Genomic DNA, 20,583 nt, shown 5'->3' with positions numbered 1-20,583 from the left:
TAAACCGTTTAGACCGCGGACCTGTTGTGTTCCGTCGAAAGGCCGCTCACCGATGCGGCGAGCGGTCGCTACTACAACAATGGTTTCGAGTCCGACGTTCGACGACGGAGTGCCACACGAGCGAATCGACGCCGACGAGTGGGAGGACATCTACGTCGTCGGCGACGTCCACGGCTGTTTGCCGGAACTCGAATCGCTTCTCGACGACCTCGCGCCGTCCGCCGACGACCTCGTGGTGTTCGTCGGCGACCTGATTCGCAAAGGTCCCGACAGCATCGGCGTCGTCGAGTTGGTTCGGGAGAACGACAACTTCCGCTCGGTTCGTGGAAACAACGAGCAGAAACTCCTCGACGGGGACGTCGAACTGGACGAGTTCGGGGAGGCCGAAATCGAGTACGTTCGGAGCCTTCCGGCGGCGATTTCGTGGGCCGACGCGCTCGTCGTTCACGGCGGCGTGGACCCGCGAAAGCCGCTTTCGGAACATTCAATCGACGACCTCGAAACGACGCGCTCGCTGGACCCGGACGGAAGCTACGACCGACCGTTCTGGTTCGAGGAGTACGACGGGCCGCGACGGGTGTTCTTCGGTCACACCGTCCTCGAACGGCCGGTCGAACGGGAGTGGGCCGTCGGGTTGGACACGGGGTGTGTCTACGGCGGGACGCTCACGGCCTACGAGTATCGGGCCGACGAGTTCGTCACCCGGCCGTCCCAGCGAACGGACACGAGCAGGAGCGACGACTCCATCGTCACCCCTCGGTCCCACTGAACCCTCGAACCCGCTGAACCATCGGTCCCAGAAAACCCCCCTCCGCGACCAGTCATGCCACAACACGAGTTACCGGACGACGATGACGAGGAAACGACGTCCGAAAACGCGGCCATCGACCTGACGGACTCCGAGTACTACCTGAACCGAGAGTTGAGCCAACTCGAATTTCAAAAGCGGGTGCTCCACGAAGCGATGGACGAGCGCAACCCGCTGCTGGAGCGAGTGAAGTTCCTCGCCATCTTCACGACGAACATGGACGAGTTCTTCCGCAAGCGGGTCGGCGGCCTGAAACAGCAGATGGCGGCCGACGTGACCGAACTGTCGCCCGACGGTCGAACGCCGCGGGAACAGTGGGACGAAATTCTCGACGTGACGGGGGAGATGTTCCGCCAGCAGTCGTCCTGTTATCGGGACGTGATTCACGGCGAACTGGCGGGCGCGGGTATCGAAATCGTGTCGTACGACGACCTGTCGTCCGCGGAGCGAGACGACCTGCGCGAGTATTTCGAGGCGTCCGTCCTTCCCACGCTCACTCCCCTGACGTTCGACCCGGCCCATCCGTTTCCGTTCATCTCGAACCTGAGCCTCTCGTTGGCGGTGCTGACTCGGAAGGACGACGAGTCGGAGACGACCTTTTCGCGCGTGAAGATTCCGAAAAACCGGCCGCGTCTCGTCCGAATAGGCGACGAGACGCGATACGTCCTGCTGGAGGACGTCATCCGGGCCAACCTCGACCTCCTCTTTCCGGGCACGGAGATCATCGATCACTCCACGTTCCGCGTCACCCGAAACGCGGAGGTCGGAAAGGACGAGGAAGTCGCGGAGGACCTCATCGACATGATAGAGTCGGTGCTCCGCGAACGTCGGTTCGCCACCGTCGTCCGCCTCGAAATCGAGGAGGGGATGCCCGACGAGGTTCGGGAGTTGCTGGTCGAACAACTCGGCGTGGACGAACGCGAGGTGTTCTGCCTCCCCGAACCGCTCGACTTCCGGGATTTCATGGACCTGACGGACTGTGACCGATCCGACCTGAAAACCGCTCCGTGGACGCCACAGCCCCATCCCCGTCTCTCCGGCGGGACCCCCGACGAATCCGTGGACGTGTTCGAGGAGATTCGACGCAACGACGTGCTCGTCCATCACCCGTATCACTCCTTCGAGGAGACGGTCCAGAAGTTCCTGCGGCAGGCCGCGACGGACCCCGACGTGCTCGCCATCAAACTCTCCATCTATCGGACCGCGAGCGATTCGAAGGTCGTCGAGAGCCTCATCGAGGCGGCGAAGAACGGAAAACAGGTCGCGGTGATGGTCGAACTCAAGGCGCGGTTCGACGAGGAGAACAACATGGAGTGGGGCAAGAAGTTGGAGGAGGAAGGCATCCACGTCGCGTACGGGACCATCGGCTACAAAACCCACAGCAAGACCGCGCTCGTCGTCCGCGAGGAGGAAGACGGCGTGCAATTGTACTCCCACATCGCCACCGGAAACTACCACTCGGAGACGGCGAAGACGTACACCGACCTCGGACTGCTGACCGCGGACCGCGAAATCGGGCAGGACCTGAGCGACCTGTTCAACTACTTCACCGGCCACACCCGCCACGAGAAGTACCGAAAACTGCTCATCGCGCCGGGGAACATGCGCGAGCGGTTCACCGAGATGATACGCACCGAGGCGGGGTTGGCGCGCGAGGGGAAGGAGGGACGCATCGTCGCCAAGATGAACTCGCTCGAAGACCCGGCTATCGTCGAAGAACTCTACCGAGCGGCGATGGACGGCGTCGATATCGACCTCATCGTTCGGGACATCTGTCGGCTTCGTCCCGGCATCGAAGGGGTGAGCGAAACGGTGGACGTCTACAGCGTCGTCGGACGGTTCCTCGAACACTCCAGAATCTTCTACTTCGGCAACGGCGGCGACCCGCGGTACTTCATCGGGTCCGCCGATTGGATGACGAGGAACCTCGACAAACGCGTGGAAACCATCACACCGGTGACGAACCCGGCGCTTCGGGAGGAACTGTCGACGATTCTCGAAACGATGCTGGCCGACAATCGGAACTGCTGGGTGATGGAATCGGACGGCGGCTATCGCCAACGGCGACCCGGCGACGAACCGGCGGTGGCTACACAGGACGTACTCATGCGGCGCGCGGGTCGGATGAGCGACACCTGAAGAAATCAGAGCGGCCAGAAGTGATGGGTTAAAAACAATAACGGTTCCAAAACAATCGAGTTCGGAAGATCACGAAATGAATGCGAATTGCGGTTGTTGAATGTCTCACATTCGGAAACTAAGCGAGGTTTGACAGTATACCACAGTATCACGTGTTGTAATCCGTAGGCACACCATTTATCCAAATCACGAATCGTTAGCAAAGTTTTAGAAACTCGACTACAATCGATTATGTATGGCCGAAGTCAATTTAGACAAAAAGGACTTCAAAATCCTACGCTGGCTCGACAGGGAGGGGGATATCGACGTCGACGAAGTGAGCGACGAACTCGGTATCAGTACCTCGACAGTGTACTATCGGTTGGACAAGTATCGAAAACAGGGAATTCTCTCGGGGACGGTTTCAAAAATCGACGCGCACGAACTCGGCCTCGAACTGACCGCTATCACCGAAATCCGAAGCACCTACGGACCGGGATACGACGAAATCGGCGATGAACTGACGGAGATTTCGGGCGTTCAGACGGTGTACTTCATGCTCGGCGACAAGTCGTTCACGATAATCGCCCATCTCCGCGACCACGACCACTTACAGGAGTACATCGACGACATCATCCACACCGACGGTGTGGAACACTCCTCGACGCAGGTCGTTCTCCAAACGTTCAAGGACGAGTCCAGACTACTGGTCAACTACGACGACGAGGACCTGGAAGCGCTCATCGAAAGCGAGTAGGGGCAGTTTTCGATAGTTACGGAGGAAAGGAGAAACGGACGATAATCCCGTCCGAATTGACACTCATTTACTACAACCATAGTTATTTCTCCCCCAGTATCGTGTAAACGTCCAATATATAAGGAACACATATTGACAATAGCACACCCTTTTCCCTTCAGGAGAAACCTCTTATGCCAGTTTGTCATGCGCTCGCACATGACCAACTCTCTCGTCGACCCGACCGACCAGCGGTCGAACTGCGGTGTCGGTGTCGTAATGGACCTCGACGCCGACGCCGACCACGAAATCGTCGCCGACGGCCTGTCGCTCCTCGCCAATCTCGAACACCGCGGCACGACCGGCGCGGAATCGAACACCGGAGACGGGGCGGGTATCCTCGTCCAGCGTCCGGACTCGTTTTTCGCCGCGGAACTCGATTCCGACCTCCCCGAGACGTACGCTGTCGGGCAGTTGTTCCTCCCGCGCGATGCAGACGTTCGCGCCGAACTGGAGACGACTGTCGAGGAGGTTCTCGGTGCGGAAGGCGTCCCGGTCTTCGACTGGCGGACGGTCCCGACCGAGAACGACGACCTCGGCGAGACGGCGCTCGAATCGGAACCCGTCATCGCCCAGTGTTTCGTCCGCCCCGAGGAAGGAATGTCCGTCGAAGAGTTCGACGAGACGCTCTACGTCGCCCGACGCGCGCTGGAGCGGCGAGTCGAAGCGCGCGACGACGCCGACCGATTCTACGTCTGCTCGCTGGACCGCAAGACGCTCGTCTACAAGGGACTTCTCAAGGGCGATCAACTCACGGGATACTTCCCGGACCTCCGCGACGAACGCTTCGAATCCTCGGTCGCCATGGTTCACGCACGGTTCTCGACGAACACGCTCGGCGCGTGGCACCTCGCACACCCCTACCGGCGCGTGGTCCACAACGGCGAAATCAACACGATTCAGGGGAACGGCAACTGGATGGCCGCCCGCGAAACCGACCTCGAAAGCGAGCGCCTCGGCGACGACATCGACCGCATCACGCCCGTGACGACGCTCGACCAGAGCGACACGGCCGTCGTCGATAACGTCCTCGAACTGCTCATGCAGGACGGCCGCGAGTTGCCCCACGCGCTTCGCATGCTCCTGCCCGAGGCGTGGCGCGACCGGACCGACGGCGACCGCCGCGCATGGTACGACTTCCACGCCTCTCTGGTCGAACCGTGGGACGGCCCGGCGCTCGTCGCCGCGACGGACGGCGACCGCGTGGGCGCGGTGCTCGACCGCAACGGATTGCGCCCCTGCCGGTACGACGTGACGGCGGACAACCGACTCGTGATGGCGAGCGAAACCGGTGCCCTCGACCTCGAACCGAACGAGGTGGTCGAGCGGGGACGCCTCAAACCGGGACAGCTGTTCCTCGCCGACCCCGAACAGGGCGGCATCGTCTCTGACGAAGCCGTGTTCGACGACCTGACCGACGAGAAGTACGCGGAATGGGTCGAAAACGAGCAGGTCCGACTGACCGAGCGGCTGGAATCGGACTCGTTCCGCGACGCGGGTGATTCCGACGACACCGCCGAGTCCCCCGTCCCGCTCCGTGCCGGACAGGCCGCCTGGGGCTACACCCACGACGAACTGAGCGAACTCCTCGAACCGATGGCCAGCGCGGGCAAGGACCCCGTCGGCTCGATGGGCGACGACACGCCGCTGTCGGTACTCTCCGACTTCGACCGTCCGCTCTTTTCCTACTTCAAGCAGCTGTTCGCGCAGGTGACGAATCCGCCAATCGACTACATCCGCGAAGAACTGGTGACGAGCCTCGAAACCCGTCTCGGCCGCCAGTGCAACCTCCTCGGCGAGTCGCCCGCCCACGCGCGGCAACTCGTGCTGGAGTCGCCCGTGTTGACCGACGAGGCGCTGTCGGGGGTGCTCGAAACCGACTTCCCGACCGAAGTCATCGACATCACCTTCGACCCGGACACGGACCTCGAAGCGGCGGTCGAGCGGGTCCGCGACGACGCCCGCACCGCCGTCGAGGACGGTGCCGAAATCGTCGTCCTCTCGGACAGAGGGATGGGCGAGGACCGAATCCCGATTCCCTCCCTGCTCGCCACGGGCGCGGTTCACCACCACCTCGTGCGCGAAGGACTGCGGACCAGAACCGGCCTCGTCGTGGAGTCCGGCGACCCGCGAACCGTCCACCACCTCGCCACGCTGGTCGGCTACGGCGCGGGGGCGGTCAACCCATACCTCGCCTACCGGACCATCGAGGATTTGGTGGCCGGACCGGACGGCGCGGACGAGGAGGAGGCAATCGGCAAGTACGTCTCGGCGCTGGAGAACGGGCTGCTGAAGACGATGGCGAAGATGGGCATCTCGACCGTCGAGAGCTACCGCGGTGCCCAGATATTCGAGGCGGTCGGGCTGGACGGCGAGTTCGTCGACGAATACTTCACCGGCACCGAGAACCGCACCGAAGGCATCGGTATCGACGAAATCGAGGACGACGTGCGCGAGCGCCACGAAACCGCGTTCGGCGACGACCCGAACATCGACCGACGGGGCGAGTACGAACACCGCTCGAACGGCATCCACCACCAGTGGAATCCGAAAACCGTCGGCGCGCTCCAGCGCGCGGTTCGCGGGAACGACGGCGAGGAGTACGAGGCGTTCGCCGAGGAGATAAACGACCAGCAGGAGACGCTGCAGACGCTCCGCGGCCTGCTCGACTTCGACACCGACGCCCGCGAGTCGGTCCCCCTCGACGAAGTCGAACCCGTCGAGGACATCGTGACCCGGTTCTCCACGGCGGCGATGAGCCTCGGGTCGCTTTCGCCGGAGATGCACGAGAACAACGCCATCGCCATGAACCGCATCGGCGGCAAGTCGAACACCGGGGAGGGCGGCGAACCCCCCGAGCGCTTCGACACCGAACGCGAGTGTTCGGTGAAACAGGTGGCGAGCGGGCGGTTCGGCGTCAGGAGCCGCTACCTCCAGTCTGCCGACGAGGTGCAGATCAAGATGGCCCAAGGGTCGAAGCCCGGCGAGGGCGGCCATCTACCCGGCAAGAAGGTGAACGAGATGATAGCGCACGTCCGCCACGCGACGCCGGGCGTCGGTCTCATCTCGCCGCCGCCGCAACACGACATCTACAGCATCGAGGACCTGAAACAGCTCATCTACGACCTAAAGGCGGGAAGCGACGGGTCGGAGGTCAACGTGAAACTCGTCTCCGAGGCGGGCGTCGGCACCGTCGCGGCGGGCGTCGCCAAGGCCAAGGCCGACGTCGTACACATCTCGGGTCACTCGGGCGGCACGGGTGCCAGTCCGCGAACGTCCATCAAGAACGCCGGATTGCCGTGGGAACTCGGCCTCGCCGAGGCCAACCAGATGCTCCACCAAACCGGACTTCGCTCGCGCATCCGCGTCAGCGTGGACGGCGGCCTGAAGACCGGCCGCGACGTCGCCGTCGCGGCCCTGCTCGGCGCGGAGGAGTACTCGTTCGGGACGGCGAGTCTGGTCACGAGCGGCTGCGTGATGGCGCGCAACTGCCACGCCAACACCTGCCCGGTCGGCATCGCCACCCAGCGGGAGGAGCTTCGGGAGCGGTTCCCCGGCGAACCGGAGCACGTCATCAACTACATGGCGTTCATCGCGGAGGAGCTTCGGGAGATAATGGCCGAACTCGGCTTCCGCACCGTCGAGGAGATGGTCGGCCACGTCGAACTGCTCCGGCAGCGCGACACCGACCATCCGAAGGCGCGTCGCCTCGACCTTTCGAGCGTGCTCGCCGACCCCGCGAACGGTGGCAGCCGAACCAAGACGCGGGAACAGGATCACGAGTTGGACGACCACCTCGACCACGACCTCCTCGACGCCGCGCGCGGCGCGCTGGACGGCGAGGAACCGGTCGAAATCGAGCGTTCGATAACGAACCAGGACCGCGCCGTCGGCGCGATGCTCTCGGGTCGCATCTCCGCGCTTCACGGTGAATCGGGACTGCCGGACGGGTCCATCACCTGCCGGTTAGACGGTGCCGCCGGACAGAGTTTCGGCGCGTTCTGCCAGTCCGGCGTGGACCTGTTCCTGACCGGTGCGGCGAACGACTACGTAGGAAAGGGTCTCTCGGGCGGTCGGGTCGTAGTCGAAACCCCTGCCGACGCTGGCTACGATTCGAACGACGTCATCGTCGGCAACGTCGCCCTGTACGGCGCGACGGGTGGCGAACTGTACGTCAACGGCGTCGCGGGCGAGCGGTTCGCGGTTCGCAACAGCGGCGCGAAAGCGGTCGTCGAGGGCGTCGGCGACCACGGCTGTGAGTACATGACCGGCGGCGTCGCGGTCGTCCTCGGCGAAATCGGCGAGAACTTCGCGGCCGGGATGACGGGCGGCGTGGCCTACGTGTTGGGCGACGGCGACGAACTCCGCGAGCGCGTCAACGGCGAGAGCGTCTCGCTGTCGTCCGACTTGGACGCCCGCGACGAGGCGGTAGTACGGCGGTTGGTCGAAAACCACGCCGCCGCGACGGGCAGCGAAACGGCGCTGTCGGTGCTGGACGACTGGGAATCGGTCTCCTTCGTGAAGGTCATGCCCGATGCCTACCAGCAGGCCATCGAAGAGGGCAAAGAAGACGTTCGAGCGTCGCCCCCCAGTCCGGTTTCGGCGGCCCGACAGTCGTCCGGCTTTCGAGTGCCGTCGGACGACTGAACCCAAAAAAGCGGTCGCCGATTTTCAGAGGTACGCCGAGTCCCACCGCGCCGCCTTCCGCTTGTTGCCACACTCGTTGCATTCGATGCGTTCCATGCTGTCCATCGCGTTGTCGAGCGTCTCGCAGTTCGAGCAGAAGTAGCCGTAGCGGTCCTCACCCGCCTCGTCGTTGAACACGGCGAAGAACGGCGCTTTCGACCCCCGACTGGTTTCCGAGCGGTTGATGTATCTGGTTTCTCCGTCGAACTCGCGGGCTTCCAGTATCGGCTCGTCGCTCTCCGAGTAGATGTTCTCGGTGTACGTCTCGTCGCCGATTTCGGCCGTCCGCTCGCCGACCTTGGTGAACCCGTGGTCTCGGTAGAACTGGTTTCCCTCCTCGTTTCCGGCGAGGACGAGTCCGGAGAGGGTTTCGACCTCTTTGTCTTCGAGTTTCTCCTTCGTCTGCCCGAGGAGCGTCGTTCCGACACCCTCACCCCGGTAGTCGGGGTGGACGTGCAACCAGAGGATGTTCCCCTCGGGGACGTCGGGGAGCACCTCGCTCTGCGTGAATCCCGCCACGTCTCCCCCGTCGAGTGCGACGAGGTACAGCGTCCCCCGGCTTTGGAACTCGTTCTCCAAGTTCTCCTCGGAGTACCACTCCTCGATGGCGTGTTCGATTATCTCCTCGTCCAAGAAGTGTGCGTATGAAGCCGCAAGCGACTCCGCGGCGACGTCTTGGATTCCAGCGATGTCCTCGGTTCGCGCTTCGCGTACTTGCATACTTGGCATACTCCGGGATGAACAATAAACATTCTACCGGCCGCAGCTTCCTACTTGTCACCTCAGTTGCAGTCATTACGTCCGATTTTTGCGTATCGTCGCGCTCTATCCTCCCGTTCGGACGTTTTTAACGGGGTCGTTCCCGACCAACCGTCCAGTTTTTCGCCTCACAGCCCACCATCACGGAAATCGTGCGACGAGTTACGCGCCGCTCGTACTTCTCCGCCTTCGGTAGCGTTTTCCGCCCGCCACGCAATCGACCCGACATGAACACGGCACTCGTCATCGGCGGGACGCGATTCATCGGCCGCCACCTCGTGACCGACCTGCTCGACAACGGCTACGACGTGACCATCTTCAACCGCGGGAACCACGACAACCCGTTCGCCGACGCGGACGGCGTGAGCCACTTCGAGGGCGACCGAACGGACGACGGCGCGCTCGAAGCGGCGCGCGACGAGGTGGACCCGAACATCGTCATCGACTGCGTGGCCTACAAACCCCGCGAGGTCCGGGCGGCCACCGAAATCTTCGCCGACGTGGACGGCTACGTCTACATCTCCAGCGGAAGCGCTTACGGCAACGAAGTGATTCCCAAGCGGGAGAACGACACCGAACTCTGTGCCTGCACGGACGAACAGGCCACCGACGACTCCCACGACTCCTACGGCCCGCGAAAGGCGGAGGGCGACCGCGCCATCTTCGAGGCCGCGGAACGGGGCGTCAACGCCATGAGCGTCCGACCGTGCATCGTCTACGGACCCTACGACTACACCGAGCGACTGGACTTCTGGATAGACCGCGTGAACGAACGCGACCGCCTCGTCGTCCCCGGCGACGGCCAGAACGTCTGGCACCGCGCCTACGCCGAGGACGTGGCGAGCGCGCTCCGCATCGTCGCCGAGGAGGGCGACCCCGGCGAGGCCTACAACGTCGGCGACGAGCGATTGGTCACGATGGACGAGATGCTGTCGCTCATCGCGGACGCCCTCGACACCGACGTCGAGCTCGTCCACGCCAGCGACCGCGAACTCTCGACGGCCGACCTCTCCACCGACGACTACATCCTCTACCGCGACTACCCGCACGTCCTCGACACGAACAAACTCGCCGCGCTCGGCTGGGAGTCCACGCCGCTCGACGTGGCGATGGAACGAACCGTCGAGGAACACCTCGAAAGCGACCGCGACGGCAGCGAGTACGACCCCGGCCGCGAGAACGAAGAACGCGTGCTCGGCGTGCTCGACACCATCTGAGACGTATTCGGCGGTTACGGTGAACAATCGGCGACTGATTTCGTTTCATCTCGTTCGTGCATTCCGACTTCTCAATCTGGCGCGCGCTGGCGAGGCGACGAGGACAGCGAGGTTTCGAAGGAACCTCGAAAGCGAGCGGCACCGCCGCGAGCCATCGTCCGAGTCGTCTCGATAAAGCGTGCGAGGGATGAGCGAAGCGAATCGGCTGGGGAGGGTGTGGCTGATGCGGTTTGCGGTGCGGTTTCAATGACGTCTGTATTTGCAGTCACGGAAGAAGTAACAACAACTCGTGCCGAGCGGACGGGTGCTTTCGAGGTAGTCTTCTCGGTAGTTGCAGTCGAAGTAGCTGTAATGTGTTCTCGTAGGGGGTGGGGGCTTTCTGGGTCTTCATAGTCGTAGCCGAAGAGTTAGAATGAACATCACGAAACGCCCGGGCGGGAACGGTCGAGGTCGTCGCATGCCCAGCAAAACCGAATCCACCTCGTAACCAAAGTCCCCAAAGTCGTCGGAGGAGGGGAAACTGTTTGACTGCGTAGGAGAGACAGACCACTATGTTCGAGAAATCTTCGTGGATTCGCCTGCCGCGGAACGTCGTGGTGGGCCATGGCGTTCTCTCGGAGACGACGGCGGCCATCGACGAACTGCACTTGCACGGGACACCGCTGCTCGTGACGAGTCCAACGCCGAACGAGGTGGCGGGACAGCGCGTCGCGGACCAGTTCGAGGACGCGGGATGGGGCGTCGAAACCGTCGTCATCGAGGAGGCGAGTTTCGAGTCCGTCCAGCGGGTCATCGACGTGGCGAACGAAGTGAATCCGGGCTATCTCGTGGGCGTGGGCGGCGGAAAGGCCATCGACATCGCCAAGATGGCGAGCGACGAAATCGGGCGGGGCTTCGTCTCGGTTCCGACGGCCGCGAGCCACGACGGCATCGTCAGCGGGCGGGGATCGGTCCCGGAGGAGGACACGCGCCACAGCGTGGCCGCCGAACCGCCGCTGGCGGTCGTGGCGGACACGGAGATCATCGCCGACGCGCCGTGGGAACTCACGACCGCGGGGTGTGCCGACATCATCAGCAACTACACGGCGGTCGAGGACTGGCGGCTGGCACAGCGGCTCCAGAACGTGGAGTTCCACGAGTACGCCGCGACGCTGGCGGAGATGACGGCCGAGATGCTGGTGGACAACGCCGACACCATTCGGCCCGGACTGGAGGAGTCCTCGTGGGTCGTGGTGAAGGCGCTGGTCTCCTCGGGCGTGGCGATGAGCATCGCCGACTCCTCGCGTCCGGCCAGCGGAGCGGAACACCTGTTCTCGCACCAACTCGACCGCATCGCGCCGGGGGCGGCGCTGCACGGCCATCAGGTCGGCGTCGGGTCCATCATCACGGAGTACCTCCACGGCGGCGACTGGCGCGGTATCCGCGACGCCCTCGCGACCATCGGCGCGCCGACGACGGCCGACGAACTCGGCATCGACGCGGAGACGGTGGTCGAAGCGCTCACGACGGCCCACGAGATACGCGACCGATACACCATCCTCGGAAACGGGATGAGTCGGGCCGCCGCGTACGAGGCGGCGGAGACAACGAAAGTTATCTGAATAGTTCGAAGTGGATTCCGAACGGATGGGGCATCAATTTCCGAACCGTTTGCGGGTATCACAGAGTCGATACGAGTGGGAGCCTGACAAGATATGTCGGGAATATCGGTAGCGTTTCGAGAACGTATCGGCCGCGTTTTCGTAATCAGTGACGATTACGTGGTGCCCATTTTGATCGGAGTTGGCAACAACATTGATTACCTTCGCGTAACTGATTTCGCGTGGTGGTATCGAAAACAGATGAGTTCCATCGTTGAGATTTCGATATCCGCCGACGAGTTTGCACTCGGCCGCGCGTTGCAGGCGGCACCGGAGGTGCAAATCGAACTCGAACGCGTCGTCCCGGTTGGGATGTCTAGATTTCCCTTCTTCTGGGCACGCGGTGGCGATACCTGTCGGTTCGAAGCGGCGGCACGCGCCGAACCGGCGGTCAACGCGCTCACGAGGATCGACACGCTGACTGATAATACGTTGTTCCACGCACAGTGGAACGACGATATCACGAACCTCGTCCACGGAGTCGAAGAAGCCAACGCGACTATCGTGGAAGCGAGTGGGACGGCGGACGACTGGACGTTTCATCTCCGATTCCCGGCACAAGAAGGGATGTCCTCGTTCCAGACGTTCTGTCAGCACGAAGGAATTCCGATAGAGGTCGAACGAGTGTACTCCATGCAGGAACGAGCGGTTCACAACTCCGCGGGTGTCACGCCCGCACAGCGGGAAACGCTCATCACTGCCTACGAGGGAGGATACTTCGAACAACCGCGTGGAATCACGCGTGAAGAGTTAGCCGACGAACTGGGTATCTCTCCACAGGCCGTCGGTGGTCGTCTTCGACGCGGATATGCGAATCTCATCGCCGGACTACTCCGTCCGATGAATGGATAGACGTTGAATCAGCAATGCACTTAAGTGTGTTTCGTGGGAAACATGTGGCCTCAACTACTTCGCGCCACATCGTTTCCATGTGATTGGACGTTCGGAAATAAGGCCGACGATGCGAGACGAAATCGTTCGGTCAGCGGTTACCGAGTGTTGTACTGATACGACGCTCTCGGCCCGACCCACGGGTGCCGACGGTGGCTGTGTTGGAAACCGGTCGGAGCGATGAAGCCCGGAAACCGACGTCGCCCGCCCTACGTTAGAATCCGCCCGTCCAGCGACCCGGAGACTACGAATGAGTGAGTACCAAATACTCGTCGTCGATGACGAACAGCCGATTGCCGACCTGTTTACCCGCTGGCTCGAAGACGAGTACGACGTTCGAACCGCCTACAGTGGCGCGGAAGCGATAGCGATGCTCGACGATTCGCCCGATATCGTCCTCCTCGATAGGGACATGCCCGAGACGAGCGGCGACGACGTTTTAGAGGCGATTCGAGCCAGGAACATCGACTGTCGAGTCGGAATGGTGACGGCGGTCGAGCCGGATTTCGACGTACTCGAGCTGGGATACGACGCCTACGTCGTCAAGCCGATTACCGAACCGGACGAGCTGTACGACGTCGTAGAGAGCCTCCGCCGCCGGGCGACGTACTCGACTGACGTTCAACAGCTCCTCGTGCTGTCGTCGAAGCGTGCGACCCTCGAAGCGCGAATCGCCGAGACCGAACTGGCCCGACACGAGGAGTACAAGACGCTCGTATCGGAGATACGGCGCTTGAAACGGTCGCTTTCGACGACGCTCGACGGGATGGACGACGCGGAGTTGGACAAGGAACTGACCGACAGCAGAGTCGCTCCCGAACAGACGTAAGAGACGCAAGGCGCGAAAAAATCGATTCTGATGCGGGTTTAGCTGATGTCCGCCCGTTCGAACTGCCAGTAGCCGAGCGCGACGGGAACGACCAACCAGAACGCGAGCAACGCGAGCGCGAACCAACCTTCGAGATAGAAGGGGACGGTCCCGTTGACGAGTTGTGCGTACGGACTCGCACCGTTCGGGTTGGACAGGAAGTTCGCCGCGACGCTGTAGGCGTTCGTTGGGTTGATGATTTGCAGGAGGAAGTACCACGGCGGGAGTCCGTCCGCCACGTTCGGCATTCCGCCCTCGATCAAATAGTAGACGCCGAACGGAACGATGTCCCAGATGAGTTCGAAGAGGAAGAACAGGCCGATAGCGCCCGCCATCGCGCGCGAGCGGGTGGACGCCATCGCGGAGAAGCCGATAGCGATTCCCACGAACACCATTCCGAAGATGAACGTCGTGACCCCCTGCACGAGGAAGTCCGAGACGGGGAACGAGCCGTACTGAACCGCGAGGACGATTGCCCCGGCGATGAACGCGATGACGGTCGCGACCCCGACGACGAGGGAGCGGCCGACGAGTTTGCCGAGCAGCACGTCCCGACGGGTGTGCGGCAGGCCGAGCAACAGCTTGATGCTTCCCGATTCGCGCTCACCGGCGATGGCGAGGTACGCGACGACGAGCGCCGCAAGGGGAACGAGGAGCGTCGCGGGGGAACTGAGGAAACCGATGGCCTGTTTCGCGGTGAAGTCGTCGGTCAACGAGCCGACGGCGAACATCGTCCCCGCGGTTGCGAGCACGAACAGCACCGTGATACCCCACAGCATCTTCGAGCGCGCGGCGTCCTCGAAATCCTTGCGCGCGACGACGGCCCAGCTCATGCTTGGGCCTCCGATTCGATCCGCTGACCTTGAGAACCGGTCGTGTAGGCCTCGAAGAGGTCTTCGAGCGAGGACTCCTTCGTCCTGATGTCGGCGACGGTCGCGCCCGCCTGCTCGACGGCGTTGATGACCTTCGCCTTGGAACTCGCGTCGGAGTACGTGACGTGAATTTCGTTTCCGTCGATGGACATGTCCGAGACGCCCTCGACGCTCGTCAATTCGACGTTCGGGACGGTATCGACCGTCAGCACCATCGTGGCACCGGTTCCGACCGCATCCCGAAGGCCGTCGATGGTATCGACGGTGACGAGTTGGCCCTTGTTCATGATGGCCACGCGGTCACAGACCGCCTCGACCTGACTGAGGATGTGGCTGGAGAAGAACACGGCCGTACCGCGGTCGGCCTCTCGCTGGATGATTTGGCGCATCTCGCGGACACCGTGCGGGTCGAGCCCGCTGGACGGTTCGTCGAGTATCAGGAGGTCGGGGTCGCCGACCAGCGCCATGCCGAGGACGAGGCGCTGGCGCATCCCTTTCGAGTAGCCGCCCGCCGAGCGCGACGCGTCGTCCGCCGAGAGGCCGACGCGTTCGAGGATTTCGTCCGCGTCCTCGTTCGTGCCCTTGGAGTCGATGGCGAACTGGATGTGCTTTCGCCCCGAGAGCCGACCGTAGAGGTCGGTCGCGTCGGGGAGAATACCGATCCGCTCGTGGATCGCCTGCGTCTCGTTCTGTGCGTCGTAGCCGAGGACCGTCGCCGTCCCGTCGGTCGGGCGGATGTAGTCCATCAGCATGTTGATGGTGGTCGATTTCCCGCATCCGTTGGGACCGAGGAAGCCGAAGACTTCTCCCTCGTTCACTTGGAGGTTGAGATCACGGACCGCGACCACGTCACCGAACCGCTTGGTGAGACCAGTCGTTTGTATGGCGGCCATAACGCCCATATATTCCTTAGGGTAGTTAAAAGTATGCTGCCACGATATGTCATGCCATAATAGGTCAACCGAGGTCTGCGCGCTCGAACCGCCAGTAGCCGAGGACGAGCGGGACGACGAGCCACGCGGCGAGGATGACCAGCATGAACCACTTCTCCAGGAAGAACGGCACCGTCGCGTTCTGGCCGATGACGCGGAAGTAGTAGAGTTGCTGGTCGGTGAACACGAGGTCCGCGGCGCGTTGGAACGCGTACGGCGGGCTGACGAGGTAGACGAACTCGTAAATCTGTGCTGAGAGGTGCACGCCGAGCGTGTCGTCGGCGATGAACCGAAGCGCCCGCGACGGCGAAATCGCCGGGACCGTCCAGAGGACGTTGAACACGAAGAAGACGCCGACCGAACTGGCCATCGCCCGCGACCGTGACGCGCACGCCGCCGAGAGGCCGACCGCGATGGCGATGTACGTCACGGCGAAGAAGAGGAACAGGAGGAAAAACTGCGCGAGAATCGCGATATCGACCGATGCGAGGAGAATCGACCCTTCGACGGCCGCGATGACGAACGCTAACGCGAGACCGACGGCGACGACGGCCGACCGACCGACGAACTTCCCGATAACGAGGTCGAGGCGCGTGTTCGGGAGACCGAGGAGGAACTTGATGCTCCCGGACTCGCGTTCGCCCGCGATGGCGAGATAGGCGATGATAAGCGCACTGATGGGGATGATGAAGATGCCGACGAGCGCGAGGAGTCGAAGCACGTTCGTCATGCTGACGTCAGAGGGTGCGACGTACACCGTGAGGGCGAGCAGCGCGACGTACAGGCCGATGAGCGCCCACAGCCCCTTCGAGCGCCGGGAGTCGATGAAATCCTTTCTCGCCACCGACACCCAACTCATGCGGTGACCTCCATACGAGCATCGGGTTCGTCCTCGGGTTCGTCGCCCGTCGTGTAGGTGGTAAACAGCTCTTCGAGCGAGGCTTCCTCGGATTTGATGTCGGTGACGGTCGTCGCGGCGTCCACGCGCTTGACGACCTGCGGTTTCGTCACGGGGTCGGAAAACGACACGCGGAGCATGGATTCCTCGACGGACACCTCGGACACGCCGTCGATGGCGGTTAGGTCGAGGCCCGTCGGCACGCGCTCGACGGAGAGGAGGAGTTGCGAGCGGGAACCGGTCAGCTCCCGAAGTCGCTCGACGGTGTTCTGTGCGACGAGTTCGCCGTCGTTCATGATACCAACGCGGTCACAGACCGCATCGACCTCGGAGAGGATGTGGCTGGAGAAGAACACGGCCGTGCCGCGGTCGGCCTCCTCGCGGAGGAGTTCGCGCATCTCCGCGATGCCGTGGGGGTCCAGTCCCGAGGAGGGTTCGTCGAGTATCAGGAGGTCGGGGTCGCCGACCAGCGCGGCGGCCAACGCGAGGCGCTGTGTCATCCCTTTCGAGTAACCGCCCACCTTCCGATCGGCGTCCTCCTGTGACAGCCCAACGCGGTCGATGAGCACCGCGGGGTCGTTGGTCGCGTCCTTCGCGTCGATGGCGAATTCGAGGTGTTCGCGCGCCGTCAGTCGGTCGTAGAGCCGATACCCGTCGGGGAGGATGCCGATTCGGTCGCGGATGGTTCGGGATTCGTCCTGTGCGTCGTAGCCGAGGACCGTCGCCGTTCCGTCGCTGGGGCGCATGAAAACCAACAGCATGTTGATGGTGGTCGATTTCCCCGCCCCGTTGGGACCGAGGAAGCCGAATATTTCGCCCTCCTCGACCGTCAAGTCGAGGTTTCGAACCGCGACGACATCGCCGAATCGCTTGGTGAGGGACTTCGTTTCGATGGCGGCCATGGCGGGACTTTCGATGCCGTGCACAAAAGTTTTCTCCTGATTGACAGCTACCAACGTGTTCAATGGTATCACGCGACAGTGGCGCGAAAGGACTTTGCATCGCGGCGTTCGTCACTCTCGAATGACATCGCCCGCAATCCGTCCAGCGCGACCCGCCGACGCCGCCGGTATTCGGCGCGTCGCCCGCGAATCGTGGCACGCCGCCTACGACGACATCATCGGCGCGGAGACCGTGGACGACACCATCGACCGCTGGTACGACCCCGACCGACTCCGGGAGAGCGCGCGACGACCGAGCCACGAGTTCTTCGTCGCCGAACGCGACCGACTCGTCGGGTTCGTCCACGTCGCGCCCGACGCCGAGGAGGGGGAAGAGAAGAGTATCTTCGAACTCGTGCGCATCTACGTCGTTTCGGACGAGTGGGGGTCGGGGCTGGGAACCCGCTTGCTCGTCCGCGCCGAACGGCGGTTGGAAGACCGGAACGCCGACCGACTTCGATTGACCGTCCTCGCCGACAACGAGGTCGGCGTGGGATTCTACGAGTCCCGCGGCTTCGAGCGCATCGAGGAGCGAGAAGACGCGGCGCTCGGCGTGGCGGAGTTCGTGTACGAAAAGGAGTTGTGACCGGCTATCCGACCGCGCTTAGACGTACTGCTCCAAGAACTCGGCCGTCTTCGTGTACGCCTCGATGCGGTTCTCCAGTTTCGAGAAGCCGTGGCCCTCGTCGGGGAAGACGAGTTTTTCGACCGGGACGCCCTGTTCGGCGGCTTCCTCGGCTATCTGCTCGGCCTCGCCCACGGGGACGCGCGGGTCGTTCTCCCCGTGGAGGACGAGCAGCGGCGCTTCGATTTCGTGGATGTTGTTGATGGGACTGATGGACTCCAGGAAGTCGCGGTCGTCTTCGAGCGACCCGTACTCGGCCTCGCGGAGTTCGCGCCGCCAGTCGCCCGTGTTTTCGAGGAACGTGACGAAGTTGGCGATGCCGACGACGTCCACCCCGGCGGCCCACAGGTCGGGGTACTCCGTCAGCGCCGCGAGGACCATGAACCCGCCGTAGGAGCCGCCCATGGCGACGATTCGGTCGGGGTCCACGGCGCGCTGGTCGTGTAACCACTCGACACCGGCCTCGACGTCGGCGACCGAATCCATCCGCTTTTCCACGTCGTCCAGATGCGTGTACTCCGTGCCGTAGCCCGACGACCCGCGGACGTTCGGCTCGAAGTAGGCGTACCCGCGGTTCAGGAAGTACTGTTTGACCGGGTTGAACGACGGACGACGCTGGCTCTCCGGACCGCCGTGGATGTCCACGATGACGGGGGTTTCGCCCGCGCTCGCGTCCTCGGGCACGGAGAAGAACGCGGGAATCGAACGGCCGTCGAAGCTCTCGAAGTGGACGAGTTTCGGGCGGACGAACGAGTCGGTCGGAAGCCCCGCCGTCGATGCGTCTGTCCAGCGCTCCGCCTCGCCCGTTTTCGTCTCGACGACGTAGACGTTGGTCGCGCTCGCGCTGCCGGTGACTGAGATGGCGAATCGCTCCGCGTCGGGGCCGAAACTGACGCCCCCCGCGATACCGTGCGGCAGGTTGGGCGTCGGGAACTCGCGGATGGTCGTCTCGCCGGTCAACTCGCCGACGGTGAGTTCCGTGTACCCGTCCTCGTTGCGCGAGTAGACGAGCCGACCGGAGTCCTCGTCCAGCGCACAGCCGTCCACGTTCCAGCTCCCGCCCTCCTCGACGAGTTCGATATCGTAGGTCTCGAGGTCGAGGCGTGCGAGATACATCGTGTCCGCCCCTTCATCGGTGACGAGGTAGAGCGCGTCGCCGTCCGGACCCCAGTTGATGCCCTGATACCGGACGTTCCCCTCGTGCGGGGTGACGTGTTCGATGTCGCCGGATTCGATGTCGAGGACGTACAGGTCCCGGTCGAACGAGGAGTGGGATTCGACCACGACGAGGCGGTCGTCGTCCGGACCCCATCCGGCGAGCGAGAGCCACCCGTCGCCCTCGTACACCATCTCGGCATCGTCCCCGGTCCCGGTGCGGTCCTGCACGTACACGTCGAAGACGGCGTTGTCACGCCGGTTCGACGCGAACGCGAACTGCGACCCGTCGGAGTTCCAGCCGCCCCATCTGTGTTTCGCGTCGGGCATCGCCGTAAGGGGGGTGATGGTTTCGCCGTCGCCGTCGAGGCGGAACAGTTGCTGGCGTTCGTTCCCGCCCTCGTCCATCCCGAAGGCGAGTTCGTCGCGCTCGGGTGACCACGAGACGAACGTCACCCGCTCGTCGTAGAACGTCGATTGCTGGGGCCACGCGCGGGGACCGTCCAACTGCCACACCTGCGGGACGCCGGTCGTGTTCAACAGGAAGCTCAGACGCTCCCCCGTCGGGTCGAACGACGCGCCGTACGCGCTTCGAACGTTCAGATAGCGTTCGAAATCGTATGATGTCATCGTCGGTCGGTTTTCCCGCTGACGGGATAGAGCTTTGGTCGTCGATAACACCTGACGTTAGTGAACGATATATAATGAAAAGATAAAATACATCTCATCGTACTTAAAGAACGGAGATACAAAGGCACAGACTTTGGACGACCGATAGCTTGATTTGTAGTACGTTTCGTGATATAGTATGGATACGACATCTCAAAATTCTCACAGTGACTCCGATTTGATACGGGAATTCTCATTCGATAACACTGAAACCGACAGTGTCGTCGTTGCTGTCAGCGCAGCCGTTTCGGAGGTTACTGGGACGCCGATGGAGGAGATGCCGCCACTCCAAGAGACGCTCGACTGCGATGCGCTCGAATCCCTCTTTAGCTCGTTCGATATAGACGATATCGGGGAGATAGGACAGGTCCAGTTCCCGTTTCACGGGTGCACAGTGCGGATCGATACGACCGGAACGATCCAAGTGTTCGACGGTAATCGACGATTTACCGCCGACGGCACCGGGTGCTAACACCGTGGAGGGTGAACCGGAACTGCTCTCGGTGGACGAGTTCGAGGACGAACTCGGAAAACTGCTCGAAACGAGCGCGCGGAACGGAATCGATTTCGACCGGTCGTGGACGTTCCGCCTTTCGAACGATGACCTCCCCGACATGATGGTCGAAATCACGAGTCTACAGAAGCCTACCTCCGATTCTGAAGAGCGGTAATGGCGGCGTTCGAGGGGTAAAGTTGTCGTTTCCATAG

Annotated in this window: 17 protein-coding genes; 11 read left to right on the top strand and 6 right to left on the bottom strand. The window is 62.7% G+C overall.

What is annotated here, in order from left to right:
* Nucleotides 1-79: 79 nt before the first annotated feature.
* The 4 genes from B208_RS0114115 (at nucleotide 80) to gltB (ending at nucleotide 8,369) form a co-directional block, all read left to right on the top strand.
* Nucleotides 80-769 (top strand): metallophosphoesterase family protein, encoded by a 690-nt coding sequence (locus B208_RS0114115; protein WP_007979396.1) that lies wholly within the window; start codon nucleotides 80-82, stop codon nucleotides 767-769.
* Between the two features lie 54 nt (nucleotides 770-823).
* Nucleotides 824-2,947: a polyphosphate kinase 1 gene (ppk1, locus tag B208_RS0114110; protein WP_007979398.1), complete on the top strand. Its 2,124-nt coding sequence runs from the start codon at nucleotides 824-826 to the stop codon at nucleotides 2,945-2,947.
* Nucleotides 2,948-3,182: 235 nt separating this feature from the next.
* Nucleotides 3,183-3,683 carry an Lrp/AsnC family transcriptional regulator gene (locus B208_RS0114105; RefSeq protein WP_007979400.1) on the top strand — a complete coding sequence of 167 codons (501 nt, stop codon included), beginning with the start codon at nucleotides 3,183-3,185 and terminating at the stop codon, nucleotides 3,681-3,683.
* A 186-nt stretch (nucleotides 3,684-3,869) separates the two neighbouring features.
* Nucleotides 3,870-8,369: a glutamate synthase large subunit gene (gene gltB / locus B208_RS0114100; RefSeq protein ID WP_026177855.1), complete on the top strand. Its 4,500-nt coding sequence runs from the start codon at nucleotides 3,870-3,872 to the stop codon at nucleotides 8,367-8,369.
* A gap of 24 nt (nucleotides 8,370-8,393) precedes the next feature.
* On the opposite strand, the gene B208_RS0114095 is transcribed toward gltB, so the two are convergent.
* Nucleotides 8,394-9,128 carry a GNAT family N-acetyltransferase gene (locus tag B208_RS0114095; protein ID WP_007979403.1) on the bottom strand — a complete coding sequence of 245 codons (735 nt, stop codon included), beginning with the start codon at nucleotides 9,126-9,128 and terminating at the stop codon, nucleotides 8,394-8,396.
* Nucleotides 9,129-9,394: 266 nt separating this feature from the next.
* Here B208_RS0114095 and B208_RS0114090 point away from each other — a divergent pair, with 266 nt between their 5' ends.
* The 4 genes from B208_RS0114090 (at nucleotide 9,395) to B208_RS0114075 (ending at nucleotide 13,744) form a co-directional block, all read left to right on the top strand.
* Nucleotides 9,395-10,384 carry an NAD-dependent epimerase/dehydratase family protein gene (locus tag B208_RS0114090; protein WP_007979405.1) on the top strand — a complete coding sequence of 330 codons (990 nt, stop codon included), beginning with the start codon at nucleotides 9,395-9,397 and terminating at the stop codon, nucleotides 10,382-10,384.
* 551 nt (nucleotides 10,385-10,935) lie between these two features.
* Nucleotides 10,936-11,985, top strand: coding sequence for an NAD(P)-dependent glycerol-1-phosphate dehydrogenase (locus B208_RS0114085; protein ID WP_007979407.1), 1,050 nt, complete (start codon nucleotides 10,936-10,938; stop codon nucleotides 11,983-11,985).
* A 240-nt stretch (nucleotides 11,986-12,225) separates the two neighbouring features.
* Entirely contained in the window at nucleotides 12,226-12,876 is a 651-nt protein-coding gene (locus B208_RS0114080) for a helix-turn-helix domain-containing protein (protein ID WP_232423804.1), read from the top strand.
* 289 nt (nucleotides 12,877-13,165) lie between these two features.
* Nucleotides 13,166-13,744: a response regulator transcription factor gene (locus tag B208_RS0114075; RefSeq protein WP_007979411.1), complete on the top strand. Its 579-nt coding sequence runs from the start codon at nucleotides 13,166-13,168 to the stop codon at nucleotides 13,742-13,744.
* Nucleotides 13,745-13,782: 38 nt separating this feature from the next.
* On the opposite strand, the gene B208_RS0114070 is transcribed toward B208_RS0114075, so the two are convergent.
* From B208_RS0114070 to B208_RS0114055, 4 genes are all read right to left on the bottom strand, one after another.
* Nucleotides 13,783-14,616 carry an ABC transporter permease gene (locus B208_RS0114070; protein ID WP_007979414.1) on the bottom strand — a complete coding sequence of 278 codons (834 nt, stop codon included), beginning with the start codon at nucleotides 14,614-14,616 and terminating at the stop codon, nucleotides 13,783-13,785.
* Entirely contained in the window at nucleotides 14,613-15,548 is a 936-nt protein-coding gene (locus tag B208_RS0114065; protein WP_026177854.1) for an ABC transporter ATP-binding protein, read from the bottom strand. Before B208_RS0114065 ends, B208_RS0114070 begins: the two co-directional genes overlap by 4 nt.
* 64 nt (nucleotides 15,549-15,612) lie before the next feature.
* The gene (locus tag B208_RS0114060; RefSeq protein WP_007979419.1) at nucleotides 15,613-16,446 is read right to left on the bottom strand and encodes an ABC transporter permease subunit; all 834 of its coding nucleotides are present in this window, start codon (nucleotides 16,444-16,446) and stop codon (nucleotides 15,613-15,615) included.
* Nucleotides 16,443-17,387: an ABC transporter ATP-binding protein gene (locus B208_RS0114055; RefSeq protein ID WP_018128937.1), complete on the bottom strand. Its 945-nt coding sequence runs from the start codon at nucleotides 17,385-17,387 to the stop codon at nucleotides 16,443-16,445. Before B208_RS0114055 ends, B208_RS0114060 begins: the two co-directional genes overlap by 4 nt.
* A gap of 121 nt (nucleotides 17,388-17,508) precedes the next feature.
* Between B208_RS0114055 and B208_RS0114050 the strand changes: the two genes are divergently transcribed.
* Entirely contained in the window at nucleotides 17,509-18,012 is a 504-nt protein-coding gene (locus tag B208_RS0114050) for a GNAT family N-acetyltransferase (protein WP_007979424.1), read from the top strand.
* 18 nt (nucleotides 18,013-18,030) lie between these two features.
* On the opposite strand, the gene B208_RS0114045 is transcribed toward B208_RS0114050, so the two are convergent.
* Nucleotides 18,031-19,836: a S9 family peptidase gene (locus B208_RS0114045; RefSeq protein WP_007979427.1), complete on the bottom strand. Its 1,806-nt coding sequence runs from the start codon at nucleotides 19,834-19,836 to the stop codon at nucleotides 18,031-18,033.
* Nucleotides 19,837-20,014: 178 nt separating this feature from the next.
* Here B208_RS0114045 and B208_RS0114040 point away from each other — a divergent pair, with 178 nt between their 5' ends.
* Both B208_RS0114040 and B208_RS0114035 read left to right on the top strand, forming a co-directional pair.
* Nucleotides 20,015-20,347 carry a HalOD1 output domain-containing protein gene (locus tag B208_RS0114040; protein WP_007979429.1) on the top strand — a complete coding sequence of 111 codons (333 nt, stop codon included), beginning with the start codon at nucleotides 20,015-20,017 and terminating at the stop codon, nucleotides 20,345-20,347.
* Between the two features lie 4 nt (nucleotides 20,348-20,351).
* Complete coding sequence (locus B208_RS0114035; RefSeq protein ID WP_007979431.1) at nucleotides 20,352-20,546, top strand: hypothetical protein; 195 nt, start codon at nucleotides 20,352-20,354, stop codon at nucleotides 20,544-20,546.
* Nucleotides 20,547-20,583 lie beyond the last annotated feature (37 nt).

The organism is Haladaptatus paucihalophilus DX253 (assembly GCF_000376445.1).
In the GTDB taxonomy this organism is placed as follows: domain Archaea; phylum Halobacteriota; class Halobacteria; order Halobacteriales; family Haladaptataceae; genus Haladaptatus; species Haladaptatus paucihalophilus.
Note: the sequence above shows the minus strand (reverse complement) of the source record. Positions and strands in the feature narration are given on the sequence as shown.